We start from the raw sequence: 22,280 nt of genomic DNA on the forward strand, positions 1-22,280 counted from the left end.
GAGTCCCCTATAAGGAGGATTCCGGCCTGTAGCAATACTCATGATGCGGCGCTGACGTTGCTTGCACTTGCGTTCAGAGTTTCTCTGAATTTTTATAGACCTTTTGCAGTAAAATAACGAGCTGGTCTACCTCATCCTCAGTGAAGTCGAGGGTAAGCTTGCGGTTCAGCTCTGCCAGGATCGATTGCAGAACCGGGGCGAACTCCACTGCCTTGGCTGTCGGATAGAGCAGGGAGGAACGCCGGTCTGTGGGATCTGTTCTGCGCTCAATGTATCCGGCTTCCTCAAGCAGCTTCACTGAGCGGGCGGTAGTGGCTTTATCGAATTTCATTTCACTTGTCATTTGATCCTGTGTGATGCCAGGATGATTCAGAATCAGCTTCAAAAAGCTATGCTGCCCGCCGCTGCCGATGCCATAAGGCAACAGTTCTTTGACCAGCCACTTTTGGTGCTGGCGATGAAGCTGGGAGATCAGCTTGCCGATGGGTTCTCTTTTCAAATTCAACATGCACACCTCTTTGGTCAATATCCTGCAGTCAGCAGGCTCAACTCAAAAATATAAGGATTTATAGGTTTCACGCTATAAATCATCCTTCTATTTCTCGCTGAAACGGATTCCGTCCCTTATAAGGACGGCGAAGTCGTTTCCACTTGATAGTACATTAATATAGTTGCGCATGCAACTAAATTGGGGTACACTAGGAAAGATCAAATTGTTGCGGACGCAACTATATAGCGAAAAATGTTCGAAGAGGGTGTTTTAGTTGAGTACAATCAGTGCAACCTATCAGGAGGATGCGGCGGTTCAGAAGAAGCGCTGGATAATATTAATCGTTCTGAATTTGTTCACCTTTATGTCCACGCTTGACGGAAGCATTGTGAATATTGCCTTGCCGGTGCTCGTAAAGAAGCTGCAGCTGCCGATGGCACAGGTCGAGTGGGTTACAACCGGTTATTTGATGGCGATTTGCGCAGCCATATTGTTCTTCGGAAAGCTGGGGGATATCGCCGGCAAGATCCGGATTTTCAAAATCGGAACCGTTATCTTCATCATCGGATCACTGCTCTGCGGCCTGAGTGCAAGCCTGCCGTTTCTGATCGCTTCCCGGGTCATTCAGGCAATTGGAGCTTCAATGACCATGGCTAACAGCCAGGGGATTGTCACGGACATTTTCCCGGCCACGGAGCGCGGCAAAGCGCTCGGGTTGATCGGGACCTTCGTTTCGCTCGGCAGTATAGCAGGTCCCAGCCTGGGCGGGATTATTGTCTCGGCATTGGGTTGGGAATATATTTTCTGGGTGAATGTTCCGATTGGCCTAATCGCTATTGTGCTTGGGTGGAAGGTCCTTCCGAAGGATCTGATCCGGGTAAAATCCAGAATTGATCTGCCCGGTAGCCTCCTGTTCGCCATATTCATAGTGTCCTTATTCGCAGGTCTGCTGCTTGGACAGCAGCTCGGGTATGGCGACAGCCGGATTCTCTCGGCACTGATTGCCGCTGCCGCTGCCTTTCTTGCGTTTATTATTGTGGAGCTGCGCCGGACCCAGCCGCTCCTGCAGCTGTCGCTGTTCAAGAACCCCTTATTTTCACTCAGCATCCTGTGTGCGTTTCTGGTATTCGTGGCGAACTTCTGCTTTAACATTATTGCCCCGTTCTATGCGCAGAACATGCTGAACCTGTCACCATTCTATGCCGGCTTCCTGCTCATGCTGTTCCCGATTTCCATGGTCGTTGTAGCTCCGCTGAGCGGGGCCTTGTCCGATAAAATAGGTTCAGAGTTCCTGACCTTCGCCGGACTGATTGTGATGGTCATCGCTCAATTCGGCCTAGCCCGTCTGCATGACGGTAGCGCGGTAGCCCTGGTGGGTGTGTGGATCGCCATGCTAGGAATCGGCAGTGGTCTGTTCCAGTCGCCCAACAACTCGCTGATTATGTCCAAAGTGCCGCGAACCCAGCTGGGCTCGGCAGGCAGCGTCAACTCGCTGGTCCGTAATGTGGGTATGGTGGTCGGGATCACCATCGCCACGACCATACTCTTTAATGTAATGAGCAGCAAAGCGGGCTACCGGGTAACCGGCCTGATTCCGGACCGTCCGGATATTTTCCTCTCCGGCATGCATGTCGTGTTCATGACTTCGTCAGCCATCTGTCTAGTTTCGGCACTGCTGACTGGCTGGCGGATGATCACGATCAAAAAAGCCAAGAGGGCAAAGAATGCCGCGGTCTGATATTCTGGCAGCCTGATACTGCAGTACTGGGATGCTCATTTCGTAAGTCATATTTAAGCAAAAGCCTTCCAGCCTGAGTCAGGCCGGGAGGCTTTTCCTAGTACGTCAACTTAGGCTCACCTATTGAGGGAGAAGTGGCGGAAGAGAAGTTTGGAACTGGAGGAGCGATAGCGACCGCCTTTGTCTGCGGATTTCACCCGTTATAAACGGTATACAATCAAGAAATCTGCTTGTTAGTTTAATTTATATAGTGGATTTTTGAAAGCACCGCTAGGGCACTACATGGTTGATTTTTATGTGTTTGGAGCGGTTTGTCACAAATCATCACGCCACATTGTCTTCATTATGTACACACATTATGGAGGCGATTAGAATGAGTTTAAGATTTAATTACAGAGCGGCAAATGAACAGGCTTTTCGGGCAATGATGGCAATGGAGCAGCATGCGGGCGGGCGGATCCAGGATAAGGTATTATATGAATTAGTGAAAATACGGGTCTCCCAGATCAACGGCTGCGCCTTCTGTCTGGATATGCACGCCAAGGACTTAATGAAGCTGGGCGATTATGCAGACCATATTTTACTGCTTAGTGTATGGCATGAGGTTCCGCTGTTTACAGAAAAGGAAAAGGTGCTGCTTGAGTTTGCTGAGGCCGTTACCCTTATCAGTCAAGGGGGTGTTCCCGTGGCACTGTACGACAAGGTTATGGAACACTTCAGCCAGGAGGAATATGTGGACTGGATTCTGGCGATCAATACGATCAACAACTGGAACCGGATCGCGATTTCTACCGGAATGTATCCGGGCTGTTTTAATTAAAATAGAAGCGGCGAGTCATTAAGCACTGGAGGGACAGCAGTGAAAGACCTGGGAAGCAAGGCGGGTATTCGAACGGGTCCGGAGACCATAGGGGGGAGCCGCATGGAGGAGCTGTACCGCAGTTATTATCGTTACGCCTTCTCAATTGCTTACAGAATGCTCGGAACCGTAGCCGATGCGGAGGATGCCGTACAGGACTGCTTTGCAGAGCTGCAGCGCCGGGAACCCGGCGGTATTCAAAATATAAAGGCTTATGTGGCCAAGGGCATCACTAACCGCTGCCTGAATATGCTTGGCTCGGCGCGCAGCCGCAGGGAGACATATGTTGGCGAGTGGCTGCCGGAGCCGGTAAGTGAGGCTGATGACGGGCCCGAAGCGTCAGCGGAACGGAAGGATACGCTGTCTTATGCTTTTCTGGTGCTGCTGGAGCGTTTAACACCAACCGAAAGAGCTGTATTTGTGCTGAGAGAGGCTTTTCAGTACGAATATGATGCCATAGCAGAAATGCTCGGCAAATCCGAGAGCAACTGCCGGCAAATCTTTAGCCGGGCGAAGCGGACGCTTCAAGCCAGACCGTCTTCGGCACCACAACCGGATGCCGGCAATGGTGCTTCAAGAGAACAGCTGCTGCGAAGGTTCACAGCGGCATTTACTGCATATGATGTTCACGGAATGCTTGAGCTGCTGGCCGAGCAACCGGTACTTATCGGCGATGGAGGCGGGCAGGAAGTGCATACCATTCTTAGGCCTATGGCAGGACGTAAGGGCGTGCTGGCTCTGCTGACCTCACGGCGGGTACTGAAACAGATGCGCGAATGGGAAATTGATATAGACTGGATCAACGGTGAGCAGAATCTTGTGTTCAGGCAGCAGGGAGTGGTTAGAGCAGTACTTTGCCTGGCACTGGACAAGAGTGGAGAGCAGATTCAGGAATTATATCTGATGATGGCTGCCAGCAAGCTGGGTCATATTTAACCGGTATCCATAGAAGCCTGTGATAAACATGAGCATTGGAGGCTTCTCCATTAACGTCAGGTCAAAAAAAAGCGCCGTCTCCCCGTTGCCCGGGCAGGCGGCGCTTCTTCATGGATCTAGTTCTTGAAGCTGTGTATTGGAGCGGGGATACGGCCGCCCCGGTTCACGAACCCCGAGCAGTCGAACTTGTTCACAGCCATAACTGGCGCATAGCCGAGCAGCCCGCCGAATTCAACCATTTCGCCGACTTCCTTGCCGATGACCGGAATCACGCGGACCGCTGTAGTCTTGTTGTTGACCATGCCGATAGCGGCTTCGTCAGCAATGATGCCTGCAATGGTTTCTTTGCTGGTGCTGCCCGGAATAGCAATCATATCGAGCCCGACCGAGCAGACGCAGGTCATCGCTTCCAGCTTCTCCAGCGTCAGCGCGCCGCGCTGCACCGCCTGAATCATGCCATGGTCTTCACTGACCGGGATAAAGGCGCCACTGAGTCCTCCGACGTAGGAGGAAGCCATAACGCCGCCTTTCTTGACATTGTCATTCAGAATGGCGAGCGCGGCTGTTGTGCCGGGTGCTCCCGCTTCCTCCAGCCCCATGACCTGGAAGATCTCGGCGATAGAATCACCGATCAGCGGAGTGGGTGCCAGGGACAGATCGATAATGCCAAAAGGTACGTTCAACCGTTTGGACGCTTCCTGGGCTACCAGCTGCCCCACACGGGTAACCTTGAAGGCGGTCCGCTTGATCGTCTCGCAAAGAGTCTCGAAGTCATGGCCCTTCACTTCCTCCAGTGCCCGCTTGATTACACCCGGACCGCTGACACCTACGTTGATTACACATTCGCGTTCACCGACCCCGTGGAACGCACCAGCCATGAACGGGTTGTCCTCAACCGCATTGCAGAAGACCACCAGCTTGGCACAACCGATGGAATCGCGGTCCTTGGTACGTTCCGCAGTCTGAAGAATAATATCGCCCATCAGCTTCACTGCGTCCATATTGATCCCGCTGCGCGAGGAGCCGACATTCACGGAGGAGCAGACTCTTTCCGTAACTGCCAGCGCTTCAGGAATACTGTCGATCAGAATCCGGTCACCTTTGGTACAGCCCTTCTGGACAAGAGCCGAGAAGCCGCCGATGAAGTTTACACCGACCTCTTTTGCAGCCTTGTCCAGAATTTCGGCCACCGGCACATAGGTGTCGGTATGAATGGCGCCAGCAGCGATAGAGATCGGGGTCACCGAAATCCGCTTGTTGACGATGGGTACCCCGAATTGCCGTTCCAGATCCTCACCGGTCTTAACCAGCTTCTCAGCGGAGCGGGTGATTTTGTCGTAGACATTTTGGTTGAACACGCGCATATCTGTGTGGGCACAATCCATGAGACTGATCCCCATTGTGATCGTACGGACATCCAGATTCATTTCCCGGATCATTTTATTCGTTTCCTGCACTTCGCCAATTGAAATCATAGGTTTAACTCCTTAAATTATATTCACATCTATTGTCCTCAGCCGTCTTAAATCCGGTGCATAATATTAAAGATATCTTCATGCTGGAGCTTAATTTCCACACCGATCTCTTCGCCCACATGCTGCAGATCTTCCACAATCTCTTCAAAAGATTTGCTAGGCGCGGAAATATCCACGATCATCATCATGTTGAAATAATCCTGTACAATCGTCTGTGAAATGTCCAAAATGTTCAAATTATGGCCTGCGAGATAGGTGCATACCTTTGCAATAATTCCAACTTTGTCTTTACCCAGTACTGTGATAATCCCCTTCAATGAAAAAGCCTCCTATTATTTATTTAATATTTATCTGGTGCTTTGTCCATCCGCCGCTTTAATGGAATGAACCGTTTCAATTATTATGGCAAAGGAAAGGGGAATCGACAACCGAAGTTTTTTTGTCCATCTGCTTACAGATTTGATCTTAAGCCTCATTTTACATAGAATACAGTTGACAGAGTTAAGAAGCTATGATTACTGGCTTGTATATATTAGCAGCTCGAAGGAGTTAAGATGACAACGAGAAAATACAAAGAGCTGGTCGAGCAGCGTACCAGACAAACCGTCCAAACATGGTCTGAACAAGAATTCGTAAGTGAAAAGGATATTTACCGTTTCCTTCATAATTTGAAGGGGACCGCCGGAACCGTAGGCCTTATCAAAGTCGAGAAGCTGGCAGACAGCACACTACTCTATTTCTCGGAGGATATCCACCGCAGCTGGCCGGAAGAGGAGTGGGGAGATTATCTGTACCCTCTTCTGGAGCTTTTTGGCGACGAAATGGATACAGATGTGGGGCCGCTGGGCTCCCGTTCGCAGGAGTCAGGGCATGTTCACGGGATGCCGATCCAACAAGAAATTCTGATCATTGATGACGATGTAGAACTGGTTGCTTTTTTGCGGGAATCCCTGGAGAAGCAGTCCTATTATGTGAGTATTGCCTTATCCGCCGAACGCGGATTGAAGATATTTTACGAGGGCAAACCGGATCTGATTCTGCTCGATATCCTGCTCCCGGACCAAAGCGGGATTGATGTGCTGAAGCAAATCATCGGTAAGGCAAAGAAAGAGCGGATTCCCATTATTATCGTCAGCGGTGAGTACGGCAAGGATATTCAGATGTATGCCTACTCACTGGGTGTGATGGATTATATGCCGAAGCCGCTGGATATCGATTTATTCCTGGTACTGATTAAGAACCGTTTTGAACTGAAGCGCGAATGGCAGGAATCGATTATCGTAGATGAGCTGACCGGAGCGTTCAACCGCAGATATTTCAACCAGACCATGAAGCAGCTGGTATCCGATTTCCGCCGGACCGGCCGGTTATTTTCATTGGCCCTTATGGACCTTGATCATTTCAAGCTGGTGAATGACACATACGGCCACCTGATCGGTGATGAAGTGCTGCAGACCTTTTCTGAAGTCGTGCGCCATTCGATTCGGGTAGAAGATACCTTTTGCCGCTTCGGAGGGGAAGAGTTTGCCTTGTTCATGCCGAATACGGATGCAGCTTCTGCATTGCTGGTCGTGGACCGGATCCAGCAGCAGCTTGCTGCAAGAACCTTTACCGCGAAAAAAGAGGAGTTTCAAGTGACCTTCTCCGGCGGCATTACGGAGGTCCGAGAGGAAGTGAATGAACCGGACAGACTGATCGGGGAAGCGGACCAGGCGCTTTACGTCAGCAAGAATACGGGACGGAACCGGACCACCCTGTATACAGACAAGCTGGACACAGGCAAAGCCGAATCCCTGCTGAATGTGATTGTTGTGGACGACGATGCGCTGATCCGGCGGATTGTGACTCATCATTTTTCATCCTGGGACCCGGCTGGTATCGACTCTGTGAAGGTCAGCAGCTATGCCAGCGGTCCGCTGTTTCTGGAATCAGACTGGTATGCGCAAGGCGGAAAATATATTATTTTGCTGGATGGAATCATGCCGGAGCTGGATGGTCTGGAGGTTCTGGAACGGATTCGCAGCAACTACCCGGAAGTGAATATTCTGGTAATCATGCTGACAGGAAGGAATAACCAGCGCGATATTATTCATGCTTTGCAGATGGGAGCCGATGATTATGTAGTGAAGCCGTTTCATCTGCCGGAGCTGTTGACCCGTATAGAGCGGTTGGCCCACAGATTTCTGTTCTAGAACAGAAGCCTACACAACATCAGGAGGAACAGAAGGGTGAGGATTGAATGCAAAAAATACTTGTAGTCGATGATGAAGAGGTCCTGCGTATGCTGATTGAAGATACGCTGGAGGATCTGGAGAATGTGGAGATCCATACTGCCGAGAATGGCGCCGAAGCACTGGCCAAGCTCTCGGAAGAGCTGTATGATCTGGTCATTCTGGATTATATGATGCCCGAGATGACCGGAATTGAAGTTCTGGAGGCGCTGGAAAAAGAACAAAAAAACGCCATGCCTATTCTGATGCTGACCGCCAAGGCGCAGGAGAACGACCGCAGTAAAGCCCGCGAGGCCGGCGCCCGCTATTTTATGCCGAAGCCTTTCAGCCCTATGGAGCTCCTGCAGATTGTGGAGGGCATTCTCAGTGAGAACAACGAAGCGCTCTAATACCAGCATCAAAACCAAATATTACCGGATTATTACGCTGTTATTCGTGCTCATTGTCCTGACAGTGAGTGTCCTCTTCTTATATATTAATACCCAGCAGAGCAGACTGAAGACGGAACGGGAAGTCCTGCAGACCAAAGCGAATATCATAGATGGGCTGGCCGGGACGCTGAATGAAGTGTTTTTCCGGGCCAGAGGGTATATCGCCTTGAAGAGCACCAGTGAGCTGGGTCTGCTGAATACGGCACTTGAGAATCTGGACGGTATTCTGGATCAATACGCCGGGCTGAATCTGTCACCGGAAGAGGCGGAGTATCGGGACGCTTTATCCGCTTTTTATACGAATTATAAGAGTCAAACGCTGCCAAAGGTAATGCGACTGGTCGGAAATGATGACTATGAAGGGATCCGAACCCTTTCGCAGAGCGGCAGTACGAAGTCCCTGAATGATTTTCTCGCCTATACGAAGGCCTTCAAGGAGAGCTCAGATCAGCAGCTAAGTGATATGGCAGACCGTTCTATCCTAAGAGCTGATAGCTATACCGTTGCGGCCTTCGGCATCTGCGCCTTTTTGTTACTGTTCTTTACCTTAATGATCTGGCGGGGGCTGAAGATTCTGATTGATCCGATTGTCCGGCTGGAGGAGGCTACCCATTCACTTGCTGCAGGTGAGGAGGTTCTGCTCGGAAAACTGGAAAAGCAGGATGAGATTGGACGCTTGTACGAGGCATTCCTGAACATGGCCCACAGCATCCAGGACAAGGAAGAAGAATTGACGATGCAGAACGAGGAGCTATATGCCCAGCAGGATGAGCTTCAGGACCAGCAGTTCAAGCTGGAGCGTTCTTTAAGCGAAATTGAAAGCATGATGAAGGCGCTCGATCAGACCTCAGCTGTCGGCATTCTGTCGGATAAAGGGCTGTTCACTTATGCGAATAACAATCTTAGCAGCTATACAGGCTACAGAAATTCCGAGATTATAGGCTACCCTTTCCGGCTATTCGAACTGCTGAATATGACTTCCCCCCAGATGGAGCAGATTATCAGTAAATTATCGACCGGCGGAAACTGGAGCGGGGAAATTGAAGTTCTGGTGAAGGATGGCCCGGAGTCTATATGGCTCCATATGACGGTCATGCCTTATTTGAACGATGAGGGCAAGGTTTACCAATATATTCTCATCGCGAACAACATCACCTCCCTGAAAAGTGTGCAGCAGCAGCTGGCGGTTACCCTCCAGAATACGGAGCAGACTACCTTCATGCTGGAGCGTTATAACCGGTTGAATCATGAGCTTACCTACACGCTGGACAAACAAGAATTTGCCGAGAAATTCAGCGGGTTCATGAATCAGATCTATGATTTTGATTCGAGTCTGTTTCTGCTTGTTCAGGATAAGATTACCGTTGTCAAAGGCGTGCCGCAAGCGAATGTGGAGCGGTACCTCGATCATCACCATTCCGAAATTCTGCACCGCCTGGGAGAAGAGCAATCCTATATTATCAAAAGAGTAGGCTCGCCGCGGGAACAGGGCATCTCTCCTGACGAAGTCTACTGTTATGATCTATACACTTCGGTAGTGGGCAGCAGTAATGAGATTCTGGCGGTCTTCTGCGGCAGCCGGATCGGCCGTACCTTTACCGAAGAAGAACTCAGCGAGATCCAGGGGCTGATGAGCCGGGTGGCGCTGGCGATCGAGCGGCTCATGATGTATGAGGAAATCGAACATGGGCGCAAGCTGAACCGGGATATCGTCAACAATGTCAATGAGGGTATCCAGTTCGTCAATACCGAAGGCGTAATGCAGCATATCAACAAGGCGCTCAGTGAGCTGTTCCGCTATAACGATTGGACCGAGGGTTCGCTGGTTCCTGCGGAGGATTGGCTGGAAGCATTCACCGGCAAGTCCAATGAATCTGCAGAGCTACGGCAATTCTACGAGCATGCGATATCGGAATCGGCTATGGATTCCAGCACGATGAAATATTCGCTGGGCACCGAGGAGATTCAGCATGTCGATGTCTATGCAATTCCCGTCCTCCGCCGTGAAGACCGGATCGGTACGCTGTTCGTTCACCGCGATATCACACGTGAATATGAGCTCGACCTGATGAAGTCTGAACTGGTCAGCACGGTCAGCCATGAACTGCGGACTCCGCTGTCCAGTGTTCTTGGCTTCACCGAGCTGCTGCTGTCCAAAACCATGAAGCCGGAGAAGCAGCTGAAATATCTGGAGACGATTCACAAGGAAGCAAAACGTCTGACCGAGCTGATTAATGACTTTCTGGATCTGCAGCGAATGGAATCGGGGACACAGCAGTATAATGTCGAACCGGCACACCTGAGTGAAATTGTGCTCGGCGTTATTGACCAATATAAGCTCAGCAGCACTCATCATATCCTTTTGGAAGACGACGCGGTACTTGATGAGGTGGCTGTTGACAAGGACAAGATCGTCCAGGTGCTCACCAATCTGCTGAGCAATGCCATCAAATTCTCACCGGGAAGCCATGAAGTCAAGGTGCTGCTCCACAATGAGCCGAACCGGATTATAGTGCGGGTCCAGGATCAGGGGCTGGGTATTCCCAAGAATCAGATTGGCCAGCTGTTCCAGAAATTCAGAAGAGTGGATAACAGCGCATCCAAGCGTATCGGAGGAACCGGACTGGGGCTTGCGATCTGCAAGGAAATTATTGAAAAGCACAAAGGGGCCATCGGCATCGAGTCGGTGGAGGGTGAAGGCACTACCGTTTGGTTCAGCTTGCCTATGGAGTTTGCAGAAGACAGCAGGCATTTGGAAGAGTCCGCCAAGTGGGGCGCTGATAAGGAACAGAAGCCCAATGTAATGATTGTTGAAGATGATTACAGCCTGTCGCTGCTGCTCTCGGAAGAGCTGAAGGGCAAGGGCTTCCGGGTCACCCATCATTACCATCCGCAAAAAGCATTCGACCAGGCGCTGAAGTCATCTTTTGTGGCTATTGTCGTAGATCTGATGCTGGGAGTGGAGCTGGACGGGTGGGATCTCATCCGTATGCTCAAAAATGACCCCCGGACCGAACAGGTGCCGATTGTGATCTCCTCGGCGCTGGACAAGACGGATAAAAGTATGCTTGAGAACGTAAAGACCTATCTGACGAAGCCGTATCCGCCAGGAGAGCTATCTAACACACTGCAGGAAATTGTGGAGATTCAGCTGAAGTCGGGAGAAGTCCTCTTTCCGGATAATGACTGCTAATATGGCTTGCCTTACAGTAGACTCTAAGGTATATAGTGATCTTGCAGCAGACAACCAATCAGGAATGAAAGGGAGGAAATGCGAGTGAAATACAGTTATTTAGGAAAATCCGGTTTAAAGGTCAGCCAACTATGTCTGGGCACCATGAATTTCGGTCCGGAAACCGAGGAAAAGGAAGCCTTCAGAATTATGGACGCCGCCTTGGATGCGGGCATCAACTTTTTTGATACAGCCAATGTATACGGCGGCAATGACCGGCGCGGCTGGACAGAAGAAATTATCGGCCGATGGTTTCAGCAGGGAGGCGGCCGGCGCGAGAAGGTTGTTCTGGCTACCAAAGTCTACGGTGACATGTTCGACGAGCAGGACGGTCCCAATTCAGGTGCAGGTTTGTCAGCTTACAAGATCAGACGTCATTTCGAAGGCTCACTGAAACGTCTGCAGACGGATCACATTGAGCTGTATCAAATGCATCATATCGACCGGATAGTCTCTTGGGACGAGCTGTGGGGCGCTTTTGAAATTCTGGTCTCCCAGGGCAAAGCCGATTATATCGGGTCCAGCAACTTTGCGGGCTGGCATATTGCCGCTGCCCAGGCTAAGGCCAAGGAACGTCATTTCCTGGGGCTTGTCTCCGAGCAGCATCTGTACAACCTGCTGGAGCGGACACCGGAGCTGGAGGTCCTTCCGGCCTCACAGGAGCTGGGTCTGGGAGTGATCCCGTGGAGTCCGCTGGCTGGCGGCCTGCTGGGACGCAATGCGTTGTCTAAGACCGGCGTACGCAGCGCCCGTTCGGCCAAACTGGAGCAGCACCGGAGACAGCTGGAACAATTCTCCGCGCTCTGTAAGGAGCTTGGGGAGCATGAAGACCAAGTGGCGCTGGCCTGGGTACTGGCCAATCCTGCCGTCACCGCGCCGATTATTGGGCCACGGACGATTGAACAGTTCGAAGACTCGCTGAGAGTCACCGAGATCGTGCTAGATGCAGATACGCTGAAGAAGCTGGACGAGATTTTCCCGGGCCCGGGACGTCCGGCGCCGGAAGCCTACGCCTGGTAAATGTTCTGGCGGGAATCAATATAGGAAACCGGCTGCCGTAAGTTTAATACTGGAGCTGGACAGCGCGGGAGCATCCTTTGGGATATTCCCGCGTTTTTTTTATTGTATTAAAAATTATACTGTGTAAAAACTGTGGATCACTCCGATTGGAAAGTAAGAAGGATAAACGTGAAGAAACAGACCGGAGGAAACGAAATGAACTAAACGGGTCTAAGAGGAAATACCTCTGATCTCACTGAAAACGGGCTAGCGGGCAGAATGAGAGGTAGAAATACCTCTGATCTCGCCGTGAACGGGCTAGCGGGCAGAATGAGAGGTAGAAATACCTCTGATCTCACTGGAAAACGGGCTAGCGGGCAGAATGAGAGGTAGAAATACCTCTGATCTCACCGTAAACGGGTTAGCGGGCAGAATGGGAGGTAGAAATATCTCTGATCTCACTGGAAACGGGTTAGCGGGCAGAATGAGAGGTAGAGATACCTCTGATCTCGCCGTGAACGGGCTAGCGGACGGGATGAGAGGTATAAATACCTCCGATCTCGCCGCGAAGATGGCGTAAAGTAAGTTGTGTACCAGGATTTGGAGCCTAGTCAGGCACCAAAAAAGTAGAGTATCCTCGGGATTGCGAAACCACCAAGGAGGAACCCTACTCGATGACTAATATACCCGAAAACCAGCTGAATAATCTATTTGAAAATCTTGTCACTCCATTTATAAAAGACAACATGGAATCCATTATGCGTGCTGAAATCCAGGTGTTTATGTCAGCGATGAAGCGGGTACGCGCAATAGCTGCAACGGATACTACACGCGATACCTGCAACCTGCGGCAATGAGATACTGGATTCACCCGTTCGGGTGAGTTTGTTCTTTTCATCGCTAAGGCAGCGCTGTCCTTAAAAAAAGCGGGTGTAGCCGTTTCTACTTGTTGAACGTAGTCATCACCGGGATTCGCTTCAAAGACCAGGTTTTTTTTGCATAGGCTGTCAAGGATGAATCCAGGGTCTTCCTGTGATAAGCTGAACAGTAGGAATGAACAGTATCGCTATTTTTGCCGGATGCAGAGGGGGTGGCCATTACGCTTTTTTATTTAATATCCATATTGGTCGTTATAGCGGATCAGGCCGCCAAATGGGCGGTACGCTCCAAGATGCAGCTGGGGGAAACCATTCCTGTGTGGAGCGGGCACCTGCAGTTCACGTATTATGAGAACAGTGGCGCAGCGTTCAGCTCTTTTCAGGGATTCGGCCCGTATTTCGCCATTGTTGCGGTAGCCTTTGTTGCTGCGGTGTTCTATTACAGACGAAAGGGAGAACTGAGAGGGCCTTTACTGGAAGCGGCGAGCGGTTTTTTGGTAGGCGGGGCAATCGGCAACGCCATTGATCGTGTCATTTACCATCAGGTAACGGATTTTCTGGTCTTCGGCAGCCGTGGCGGCATTCTGAACCTTGCAGACTTGGCGATCAACGCCGGGGGGCTGCTGGTTATGGTACATCTATTAAAGGAACCGCTAAAGCGTTTTTCTTTTAAGAGATAGGACCTTCGGGCTGGAATGTCCCTGGAATGAATATTCGGCATATCATTTTGGCCGGTTTGGTGAAATTCTTGCTGCTTTTATCGATTATTAATTATCATTTTATCTAATAGAAGTTATCACTAAATGTAATGAAGCTGGTTAAATCAGAGCTTTTTACTCTGATTTAAGCGGCTTTTGTGCGTTTAATTGAATATAATGGTTTATTAGTGTTAATTTAGCAGCTTTGTGTCTCGTTGATCGTTTCATATAATTGTGATAGCCTGAATTTATGTTGTTAAGAGGGAAGCAGATTTCATGCGAGGAGAGGTCGATAGTGTTGCAATTACATGTTACGAACAGTCCTTTTAACGAGGAACAGGTTGAACTTCTAAACCGCCTTCTGCCGTCACTGACGCAGACACAGCAGATTTGGCTCGGCGGCTATATATCTGCAATAACACTGCAGGGCATATCCGTTAACTCCACTACTGCGCCGGCTGTGCTTGCAACACCCGTTCCGGGTGCTGCAAATGCTTCGTCTGCTTCAGCTGCGATTGCCCAGCCGTCCTTTTCCCGCGATATCACGATACTCTTCGGATCGCAGACCGGCAATTGCCAACGTCTCGCCTCCAGCCTGTCAGGCAAGCTGAAGGAGCAGGGATTCGAGGTCATCGTATCTGCGATGAACAGCTTTAAGCCGAATACACTGAAGAAGGTGGAGAACCTGCTGATTCTGGTCAGCACTCATGGTGAAGGTGAACCGCCGGATAATGCGCGTTCGCTTCATGAGTTTCTCTATAGCAAAAGAGCGCCCCAATTGAATCATTTACGGTATTCGGTGCTGGCACTCGGGGATACCTCTTATGAATACTTCTGCCAGACGGGCAAGGATTTTGACCAGAAGCTGGAAGAGCTGGGCGGCCAGCGTCTGAGCCCACGTGCAGATTGCGATCTGGACTATGACGAGCCGGTCGCTGATTGGATGGAACAAGTGATTTCCGCCCTTAACGGTGCCCAGAGTGCCCCCGCTATTGCTGAAGAGGCTGTGCTTGCGGCCGAACACGCGGAATCGCTGCAATCGGAATACTCCCGTAATCACCCGTTTCAGGCAGAAGTACTGGAGAACCTGAATCTGAACGGACGCGGCTCGGACCGTGAAACCCGCCATCTGGAGCTGTCGCTGGCAGGTTCTAACATGACTTTCGAACCTGGTGACTCGCTGGGAGTCTATCCCGAGAATCACCCGAGGCTGGTAGAGGAGATCATTACCGCCATGGGCTGGAATACCGGAGAAGCCGTTCCCCTGAACAAAAAAGGTGAAGAGGGAACCCTGCATGAAGCGCTTCTCCGCCACTATGAAATAACCGTCCTGACCAAACCGCTGCTGGAGCAGGCAGCGAAGCTGTCAGCAGCTCCAGCGCTGCATGAGCTGCTGCTGCCGGACCGTTCCAAGCAGCTGAAAGAATATATCCAGGGTCGCGATCTGCTCGACCTGATTCAAGATTTCGCACCATGGGATGTACCAGCCCGCAGCTTCGTAACCATTCTGCGCAAGCTGCCGGCAAGACTATACTCCATCGCCAGCAGCTATAATGCCAATCCTGAAGAGGTTCACTTCACCGTGCGGGCGGTTCGCTATGAGTCCCATGGACGAGAACGCTATGGTGTCTGCTCGGTTCACTGCGCGGAGCGTGTACAGCCAGGTGACACTTTGCCGATATATATCCAGAACAATCCGAATTTCAAGCTTCCGGCAAATCCCGATGTGCCAGTGATCATGATCGGACCCGGTACGGGAGTCGCGCCGTTCCGCTCGTTCCTGGAGGAACGCGAGGAGCAAGGTGCAGAAGGCAAGACGTGGCTGTTCTACGGAGACCGTCATTTTGTGACGGACTTCCTCTACCAGACAGACTGGCAGCGGATGCTGAAGGACGGCGTGCTAAATAAGCTGGATGTGGCCTTCTCCCGGGATACAGAAGAGAAGGTCTATGTGCAGCACCGCATTCTGGAGCATAGTCAAGAGCTCTATGCCTGGCTGCAGGAAGGCGCTCATATCTATGTATGCGGTGATGAGAAGCATATGGCCCATGATGTACATTCCGCGCTGATCACCGTGATTCAGGAGGAAGGCGGACTAAGTCCCGAAGCAGCAGCAGCCTATCTGGACAATCTGCAGCAGGAGCAGCGTTACCAGCGCGATGTGTACTAAACCTTAACAAACAGTGAATGCGGGAGGAGACTTGCAGCAATGGCGAATTATGAATCAGTGGTGAAGCCCATCGGCGGCCCGCCTAGTGATGTTGAACATATCAAGCTTGAGAGCAATTACCTGCGGGGAGCCCTTGTGGAGACGTTGAAGAACCCTGTCACCGGGGGTCTGCCTGAGGATGACAACCGGTTGCTTAAGTTCCACGGCAGCTACATGCAGGATGACCGGGATTTGCGCAGTGAACGGGAACGTTCGAAGCTGGAGCCGGCCTTTCAGTTCATGCTGCGTGTGGTCGCACCGGGAGGTGTGGCTACCCCTGCACAATGGCTGGTTATGGATGAACTGGCACATAAATACGGCAACGGCACTTTACGGCTGACGACAAGACAGGCTTTTCAAATGCACGGAGTGCTCAAATGGAATTTGAAAAAGACGATCAAGACCATCAACGATACGCTGATGACTACCCTCGCCGCCTGCGGTGACGTTAACCGCAATGTCATGAGCGGTCCCAATCCGTACCAGTCTGAGGTTCATGCCGAGGTCTATGAGTGGGCACGCAAGATCAGCGATCATTTGGCACCGCGTACCCCTGCATACCATGAAATTTGGCTGGACGGTGAAAAGGTAGTGGACAGCAAAGACGGAGCAGAAGTCGAACCGATCTACGGCCCGGTCTATCTGCCCCGCAAGTTCAAAATCGGCATCGCGGTCCCTCCATCTAATGATGTGGATGTATTCTCCCAGGACCTTGGCTTTATCGCAATTCTGGAAGATGGCAAGCTGGCAGGATTCGATGTTACGGTTGGCGGCGGCATGGGGATGACTCATGGGGATACAAGCACATATCCGCAGCTTGGACGGGTGATAGGCTTCTGCCGGCCGGAGCAAATGATTGATCTGGCGGAGAAAACCGTTACGATTCAGCGCGACTTCGGCAACCGCTCAGTCCGCAAAAATGCCCGTTTCAAATACACTATTGACCGCCATGGTCTGGAATGGTTTACCGGTGAATTGCAGAACCGGTTAGGGTGGGAGCTTGAACCGGCAAGAGGTTTTCACTTCGACCATAACGGCGACCGTTACGGCTGGGTGAAGGGTGTGAACGGCAGATGGAACCTGACGCTGTATATCCAGAGTGGACGGATTCATGACACAGAGAGCAGCAAGCTTATGACAGGCCTGCGGGAAATCGCCAAAATCCATGACGGAGATTTCCGGCTGACCCCCAATCAGAATCTGATTATAGGTAATGTCAGCAGTTCGAAGAAACGCAAGGTTACGGAACTCGCCAAGCAGTATGGACTAACAGAGGGTGCGCATCATTCGGCTCTGCGGCGCAGCTCGATGTCCTGTGTAGCGCTCCCGACGTGCGGACTGGCCATGGCCGAGGCAGAGCGTTATTTGCCGCTGCTGCTGGATAAGCTGGAGCTGATCATCGACGAAGCAGGACTTCGGGATGAAGAAATTGTGATCCGTATGACGGGCTGCCCGAATGGCTGCGCCAGACCGGCACTGGGGGAGATCTCGTTCATCGGGAAGGCTCCGGGCAGATATAATATGTATCTGGGAGCAGGTTTTACCGGGGACCGGCTGAATAAGCTGTATAAGGAAAATATCGATGAACAGGAAATTCTGGCAACGCTTGAACCCATCATCCATCACTACGCCAGGGAGCGCCAAAGCGGCGAGCACTTTGGGGATTTTGTAATCCGCAGCGGATACGTCAAGGCGGTTACCTCAGGACTTCATTTCCACGCTTGATTCATAAACTTAACGAGCCCTTTTCCTTCTATGAAGGTAGGGTTCGTTTCTTTTTTTGAAAATATAAGAATTTATATGCTTTACGCAATAAATTATCCTTCTATTTCTCGCTGAAACGGTGCCATCCTTAAAAAAGGACGGAAAAGCCGTTTCTGCTTGTGAATTCAGATTAAATTTGGATTTTCGGCGAATATCTTTCATAATATAGAGAAGAACGACCAAACCATAACCAAGAGCCATTATTGTAAGTAATGTGTTCTGTACAGAAGAGGCGAAACTAATGATCATCATGAAAACGATGGAAGAGATCGAGAAAATGCGGGCAGCCGGCAAAATTCTTGCGGAATGCCACCGGCAAATCGCTCAAATCATTAAGCCCGGAATCACAACCTGGGAAATTGACCAGTTTGCAGAGAAATTCATTCTCTCCCAAGGAGCTACCCCGGAGCAAAAAGGCTATCACGGCTATCCTTACGCGACCTGCGCATCTGTAAATGATGTGATCTGCCATGGATTTCCGAAGCATGAGGAGTTGAAAGACGGCGATATCGTAACCATTGATATGGTTGTGAACCTGAATGGCTGGCTGGCAGATTCAGCCTGGTCCTACGCCATCGGCAATATTAGCGAACAGGCGGAGAAACTGCTGAATACGACCAAAGAGTCATTGTTCAAAGGTATCGAGCAAGCGGTCGCTGGCAACCGGATTGGGGATGTTGCCCATGCGATACAGGTCTATGCCGAGTCGAACGGCTTCTCGGTAGTACGTGATTTCATTGGTCACGGCATTGGTTCTGAAATGCATGAAGCACCTGAGGTACCTCACTATGGACCCGCAGGGAAAGGACCAAGAATCAAAGAAGGCATGGTATTTACCATTGAGCCGATGCTGAATACCGGAAGCTACCGTACGAAAGTAGATGCGGACGGGTGGACAGCCCGCACTATCGATGGAGGCCTGTCAGCCCAGTATGAGCATACGCTGGCCATCACTCCACAAGGCACAATTATCCTTACTGAACTGTAAACCGATGTACCCGAACCCCGGGCGATTCCCTTCTTCTAAGGGAACGTCCGGGTTTTTTACTATAATTAGCACCATCTGGAGAGTATAGAATACATATCCTAGTGGAAGCGGTGACCTGTGGATAATTCGGAAGACTTATGCTTCAACGAATCCGCCCAAGATTACAATGGGGTTATTAAGGGTACAAATGGGTAATCTGCGCGATACACATTCGTTACAGGAGGTTCAAATATGAAACAACCGATCAGCAGCTCCAAGACGGCTATCCTGGGGATTGGGACGGCATTGCCGGTCCATTCCATTTCACAGGCAGACGTTGCCGATTTGATTGCTTCGTCTCTGCAGGACAGCCCGGATCTGGCCCGCTTTGCCAGACGGATCTTCAGAAGCTGCGGAGTGGAGATGCGATACACCTGTGAACCCAGCTACCTGGGCTCCCCGGAGGACTGCCGTTATTTGCCCTCGGGAGACAAGTCTAACATTCCTACAACCGGGGAACGTATGAAAATATATCAGAAAGAGGCGCTGCCCCTTGGATTAGATGCTGCCCTGAAGGCTTTGAGCGATGCCCAAATGCTTCCTGAACAAATAACACATCTTATTACTGTGAGCTGTACAGGCCAATATCTCCCGGGTCTGGATGTGTTGCTGATCCGGCAGCTGGGACTGTCGCCGCGGGTCAACCGGCTCCCTCTTATCTTTCAGGGCTGCGCCGCCGGTCTAAAAGCGATTCAGATGGCTCGTGATGTAGCAGAGGGAGCGCCGGGGGCTACAGTCCTCGTGGTTTGCGTAGAGCTGTGCACTCTTCATTTTCAACCTGCCAAGGAAAAGGAAGCGCTATTCGCGGCTTCGTTTTTCGGTGATGGAGCATCTTCCTGTGTCATCGGCAAACCTGAACCCCGCCACAGCCATTATCTGAGTCTGGGTTCGGGTTACTCCGTATTGCTCCCGGAATCCACAGAGGACATGACCTGGGAAGTTGGCAACACTGGTTATGATCTGTATTTATCTCCACGAATTCCAAAGCTGCTCGGAACGCATCTGGAAGAAGAACTTCAGGTCCTGCTGGAGGGTGGACAATATCCGGAACTATGGGCTATACATCCCGGCGGACGGGGGATAGTAGATTCTGTACAGAATGTACTGCATTTGACAGATGAACAAACCAGGTACAGCCGGGAGATTTTACGGAATGCAGGTAATCTTTCCTCTGTTACGATTATGTTCGTGCTGAATGCCATGCGGCTGAATATGATATCCCAGATTAAGGCTCCCACAGAGGGAGTAGCCATGGCCTTTGGGCCGGGACTGACCGCCGAGCTTATGCGGTTTGCTTATGTTCCGGCCTATTCTCCGTCATCTGTAGAGGAGCAGCCGTATGCCGTTCTTTAGAATGCTGTCCATGCGGGCACAGGAAGATGAACTGATGGATGATTTTTCGATGGGTGGAGATGAACTGCGTGAAGCGCTCAGGCATCTGCGGCGGCTTAATACAATATTTGCAGCACCGGGTCCCACCAGAGATGGAGTGGAAAAGCTGTGGAAGGCGATGGGCAGTCCTAGAACCCTTAGTATTCTGGATGTTGGCGCAGGTTCGGGAGACGTTAACCTGAAGTTGCTGCAGTGGGCGGATCAACGGAAGGTTCAGCTTGAAATTACGCTAGTCGATATGACGCAAGAGGCCTGTAGGGAGGCGGAACAGTTATTCCGGTATGAATCCAGGGTGAAGGTCATGCAGGCGGATGTCAGGGACCTGGCTGATGATTCTGCGGATATCGTTACAGGCTCCCAGTTCGTTCATCATTTTGACGGGCAGCAACTGGTTGAGATTGTATCCCATATGCTTAGGACTTCTAAATGCGGTGTGGTGATCAATGATATTCACAGGCATCCGGTGTCCTATACGGCGGTATGGATCACGACTAGGATGATTTCCCGCAACCGCTATATCCGGCATGACGGGCCACTGTCTGTTGCCAAAGGATTCAAGAGCAGGGATTGGCGGGAATTGCAGCAAAGTCTACAATCTGAACAAATGACGTACAACTGGAAGCCATTATTCCGGTATTCTGTCGTCATTCCAAAGGCTGGTGCTCTCCCATGCTGAAGCTGGCAGACGCCGTAGTGATTGGAGCCGGAATCGCCGGAAGCAGTACTGCCCTTCAGCTTGCCAGACAAGGCTTCCTGACCGTACTTATCGACCGGCAGGGATTTCCGCGTCACAAAACCTGCGGAGAGTTCATGTCTCCGGAGACAAAAGAAATGCTGGAGTATCTGGGCGTGGATCTTCTGAGCCAGGAGGTTACTCCCAGCAGAATGAATAAAGCCAGGATCATTATGCCTCACGGTGGGGAGATTGAAGCTCCTTTTCCGGGAGAGGCGCTTGGCATCAGCCGTTATGAGCTGGACCGTCTCCTTCATCAGAAAGCTGTGGCGGCTGGCGTCGAAATCGTTACCCAAACTACAGTTACCGGCATTCACAAGCTGGATAGCAACCAGTATGAAGTGGAAGCAAAACAAGGGGACCAGCAGATCCGGTATCGGGCGAGGGCTGTTATCGGCGCTTATGGAACGAAGAAGCCGAGAGGGGTAAAGGTATCAGGCGTGAATCGGGAGGATACAGTGTATGTTGGCGTGAAATCGCATTACAGCGGGATCGCGGTTCCTTCGCAGGTCGAGCTGTATTTTTGTGATGGGGGTTATGTCGGTGTATCCCCGGTCGAAAAGGGTCTAGCGAATGTTGCCGCACTCCTGGCTTTGAATACCATACGGGGCAGCGGAAAATCAGTGGCGGATATTCTCAGTAAGGCTTCTCGCACCAATGCGAAATTGGCTGCAAGGCTTAATGAGGGAACCCCAGTCCCGGGGACCCAGGTCTCTGTGGCCCCGGTTCACTTGTCGGATGTGCCGGAACCCTGGTCTGAGTTTCCGCATGTAGGGGATGCGATGCTGATGATTCCTCCGTTGTGCGGGGACGGGATGTCCATCGCTCTGCGGTCCTCACTGTTGTGTGCGGATTCAACCGGCAAGTACCTTAAGGGAGAAGCAAGCTTCGCTGAATGGCAAAGTGAATATTCGAAGAACGCGGAATGTGAATTTACTCAGCTGCTTAGGAGAGCAAGGAGGGTCCAGAAGCTGGCTTTCGCCAAAACCAACCGTCTGTATCCGGGCATCGCACGGATTTTCCCCGGTTTGGCCTCTTATTTGGTAAAAGCTACAAGGTTATCTGAAACGGATATTCTCCATAAATAGGACAAGGGCCCCGGGATACAAACTTATCAGAAAATATGCTGGCATTCGTGTTTTTTTAATTTTCTTTGACACGGATCGAGCTTCTGATAGGTTTTTTTGC

General features: G+C 51.0%; 17 protein-coding genes and 1 pseudogene. 15 read left to right on the forward strand and 3 right to left on the reverse strand.

The annotated features are described in order from the left end of the window. Positions 1-73: 73 nt before the first annotated feature. The gene (locus ACTJKB_RS10585) at positions 74-499 is read right to left on the reverse strand and encodes a MarR family winged helix-turn-helix transcriptional regulator (protein ID WP_440833896.1); all 426 of its coding nucleotides are present in this window, start codon (positions 497-499) and stop codon (positions 74-76) included. Positions 500-764: 265 nt separating this feature from the next. Between ACTJKB_RS10585 and ACTJKB_RS10590 the strand changes: the two genes are divergently transcribed. The 3 genes from ACTJKB_RS10590 (at position 765) to ACTJKB_RS10600 (ending at position 4,023) form a co-directional block, all read left to right on the forward strand. Continuing rightward, on the forward strand, positions 765-2,228 hold the full coding sequence (locus tag ACTJKB_RS10590; RefSeq protein WP_440833778.1) for an MFS transporter: 1,464 nt from the start codon (positions 765-767) through the stop codon (positions 2,226-2,228). Between the two features lie 373 nt (positions 2,229-2,601). Further along, the gene (locus tag ACTJKB_RS10595; protein WP_074087741.1) at positions 2,602-3,048 is read left to right on the forward strand and encodes a carboxymuconolactone decarboxylase family protein; all 447 of its coding nucleotides are present in this window, start codon (positions 2,602-2,604) and stop codon (positions 3,046-3,048) included. 102 nt (positions 3,049-3,150) lie between these two features. Beyond that, entirely contained in the window at positions 3,151-4,023 is an 873-nt protein-coding gene (locus tag ACTJKB_RS10600) for a sigma-70 family RNA polymerase sigma factor (protein ID WP_440833897.1), read from the forward strand. 116 nt (positions 4,024-4,139) lie between these two features. On the opposite strand, the gene ACTJKB_RS10605 is transcribed toward ACTJKB_RS10600, so the two are convergent. Continuing rightward, complete coding sequence (locus ACTJKB_RS10605) at positions 4,140-5,495, reverse strand: PFL family protein (protein ID WP_440833899.1); 1,356 nt, start codon at positions 5,493-5,495, stop codon at positions 4,140-4,142. Positions 5,496-5,545: 50 nt separating this feature from the next. Then, the gene (locus ACTJKB_RS10610) at positions 5,546-5,815 is read right to left on the reverse strand and encodes an ACT domain-containing protein (RefSeq protein ID WP_074087745.1); all 270 of its coding nucleotides are present in this window, start codon (positions 5,813-5,815) and stop codon (positions 5,546-5,548) included. A gap of 237 nt (positions 5,816-6,052) precedes the next feature. Here ACTJKB_RS10610 and ACTJKB_RS10615 point away from each other — a divergent pair, with 237 nt between their 5' ends. The 12 genes and pseudogenes from ACTJKB_RS10615 to ACTJKB_RS10670 all read left to right on the forward strand — a co-directional run bounded on the left by ACTJKB_RS10615 (position 6,053) and on the right by ACTJKB_RS10670 (position 22,180). Further along, positions 6,053-7,690 carry a GGDEF domain-containing response regulator gene (locus ACTJKB_RS10615; RefSeq protein ID WP_440833781.1) on the forward strand — a complete coding sequence of 546 codons (1,638 nt, stop codon included), beginning with the start codon at positions 6,053-6,055 and terminating at the stop codon, positions 7,688-7,690. 47 nt (positions 7,691-7,737) lie between these two features. Continuing rightward, the gene (locus tag ACTJKB_RS10620) at positions 7,738-8,118 is read left to right on the forward strand and encodes a response regulator transcription factor (protein WP_440833783.1); all 381 of its coding nucleotides are present in this window, start codon (positions 7,738-7,740) and stop codon (positions 8,116-8,118) included. After that, positions 8,096-11,353, forward strand: coding sequence for an ATP-binding protein (locus ACTJKB_RS10625; RefSeq protein ID WP_440833785.1), 3,258 nt, complete (start codon positions 8,096-8,098; stop codon positions 11,351-11,353). The genes ACTJKB_RS10620 and ACTJKB_RS10625 overlap by 23 nt, the downstream gene beginning before the upstream one ends. 84 nt (positions 11,354-11,437) lie before the next feature. Continuing rightward, positions 11,438-12,412: an aldo/keto reductase gene (locus ACTJKB_RS10630; RefSeq protein ID WP_440833787.1), complete on the forward strand. Its 975-nt coding sequence runs from the start codon at positions 11,438-11,440 to the stop codon at positions 12,410-12,412. 653 nt (positions 12,413-13,065) lie between these two features. Continuing rightward, positions 13,066-13,232, forward strand: a pseudogene (locus ACTJKB_RS10635) (IS256 family transposase); the annotation flags it as partial. A gap of 231 nt (positions 13,233-13,463) precedes the next feature. Next, positions 13,464-13,949, forward strand: coding sequence for a signal peptidase II (gene lspA / locus ACTJKB_RS10640; protein ID WP_440833789.1), 486 nt, complete (start codon positions 13,464-13,466; stop codon positions 13,947-13,949). A 316-nt stretch (positions 13,950-14,265) separates the two neighbouring features. Further along, positions 14,266-16,137 carry an assimilatory sulfite reductase (NADPH) flavoprotein subunit gene (locus ACTJKB_RS10645; protein WP_440833901.1) on the forward strand — a complete coding sequence of 624 codons (1,872 nt, stop codon included), beginning with the start codon at positions 14,266-14,268 and terminating at the stop codon, positions 16,135-16,137. Positions 16,138-16,176: 39 nt separating this feature from the next. Then, entirely contained in the window at positions 16,177-17,901 is a 1,725-nt protein-coding gene (gene cysI / locus ACTJKB_RS10650; protein ID WP_440833791.1) for an assimilatory sulfite reductase (NADPH) hemoprotein subunit, read from the forward strand. A gap of 280 nt (positions 17,902-18,181) precedes the next feature. Beyond that, positions 18,182-18,928, forward strand: a complete 747-nt coding sequence (gene map, locus ACTJKB_RS10655) for a type I methionyl aminopeptidase (RefSeq protein WP_074087755.1) — start codon at positions 18,182-18,184, stop codon at positions 18,926-18,928. 231 nt (positions 18,929-19,159) lie between these two features. Then, a complete protein-coding gene (locus ACTJKB_RS10660; RefSeq protein ID WP_440833793.1) occupies positions 19,160-20,320 on the forward strand; it encodes a type III polyketide synthase in 1,161 nt (386 codons plus the stop codon). Next, the gene (locus tag ACTJKB_RS10665) at positions 20,307-21,035 is read left to right on the forward strand and encodes a methyltransferase domain-containing protein (protein ID WP_440833795.1); all 729 of its coding nucleotides are present in this window, start codon (positions 20,307-20,309) and stop codon (positions 21,033-21,035) included. Before ACTJKB_RS10660 ends, ACTJKB_RS10665 begins: the two co-directional genes overlap by 14 nt. Beyond that, positions 21,029-22,180 carry an NAD(P)/FAD-dependent oxidoreductase gene (locus ACTJKB_RS10670; protein ID WP_440833797.1) on the forward strand — a complete coding sequence of 384 codons (1,152 nt, stop codon included), beginning with the start codon at positions 21,029-21,031 and terminating at the stop codon, positions 22,178-22,180. The genes ACTJKB_RS10665 and ACTJKB_RS10670 overlap by 7 nt, the downstream gene beginning before the upstream one ends. Positions 22,181-22,280: the final 100 nt, after the last annotated feature.

The sequence above is a fragment of the Paenibacillus sp. 22594 genome (assembly GCF_052044425.1).
GTDB lineage: Bacteria > Bacillota > Bacilli > Paenibacillales > Paenibacillaceae > Paenibacillus_AQ.

Bases quoted from the DNA above. Each gene is read 5' to 3' on its own strand.
- cysI (WP_440833791.1), top strand. From the start codon at position 16,177: ATGGCGAATTATGAATCAGTGGTGAAGCCCATCGGCGGCCCGCCTAGT.
- ACTJKB_RS10615 (WP_440833781.1), top strand. From the start codon at position 6,053: ATGACAACGAGAAAATACAAAGAGCTGGTCGAGCAGCGTACCAGACAA.
- ACTJKB_RS10665 (WP_440833795.1), top strand. From the start codon at position 20,307: ATGCCGTTCTTTAGAATGCTGTCCATGCGGGCACAGGAAGATGAACTG.
- ACTJKB_RS10660 (WP_440833793.1), top strand. From the start codon at position 19,160: ATGAAACAACCGATCAGCAGCTCCAAGACGGCTATCCTGGGGATTGGG.
- map (WP_074087755.1), top strand. From the start codon at position 18,182: ATGATCATCATGAAAACGATGGAAGAGATCGAGAAAATGCGGGCAGCC.
- ACTJKB_RS10600 (WP_440833897.1), top strand. From the start codon at position 3,151: ATGGAGGAGCTGTACCGCAGTTATTATCGTTACGCCTTCTCAATTGCT.
- ACTJKB_RS10620 (WP_440833783.1), top strand. From the start codon at position 7,738: ATGCAAAAAATACTTGTAGTCGATGATGAAGAGGTCCTGCGTATGCTG.
- ACTJKB_RS10670 (WP_440833797.1), top strand. From the start codon at position 21,029: ATGCTGAAGCTGGCAGACGCCGTAGTGATTGGAGCCGGAATCGCCGGA.
- ACTJKB_RS10595 (WP_074087741.1), top strand. From the start codon at position 2,602: ATGAGTTTAAGATTTAATTACAGAGCGGCAAATGAACAGGCTTTTCGG.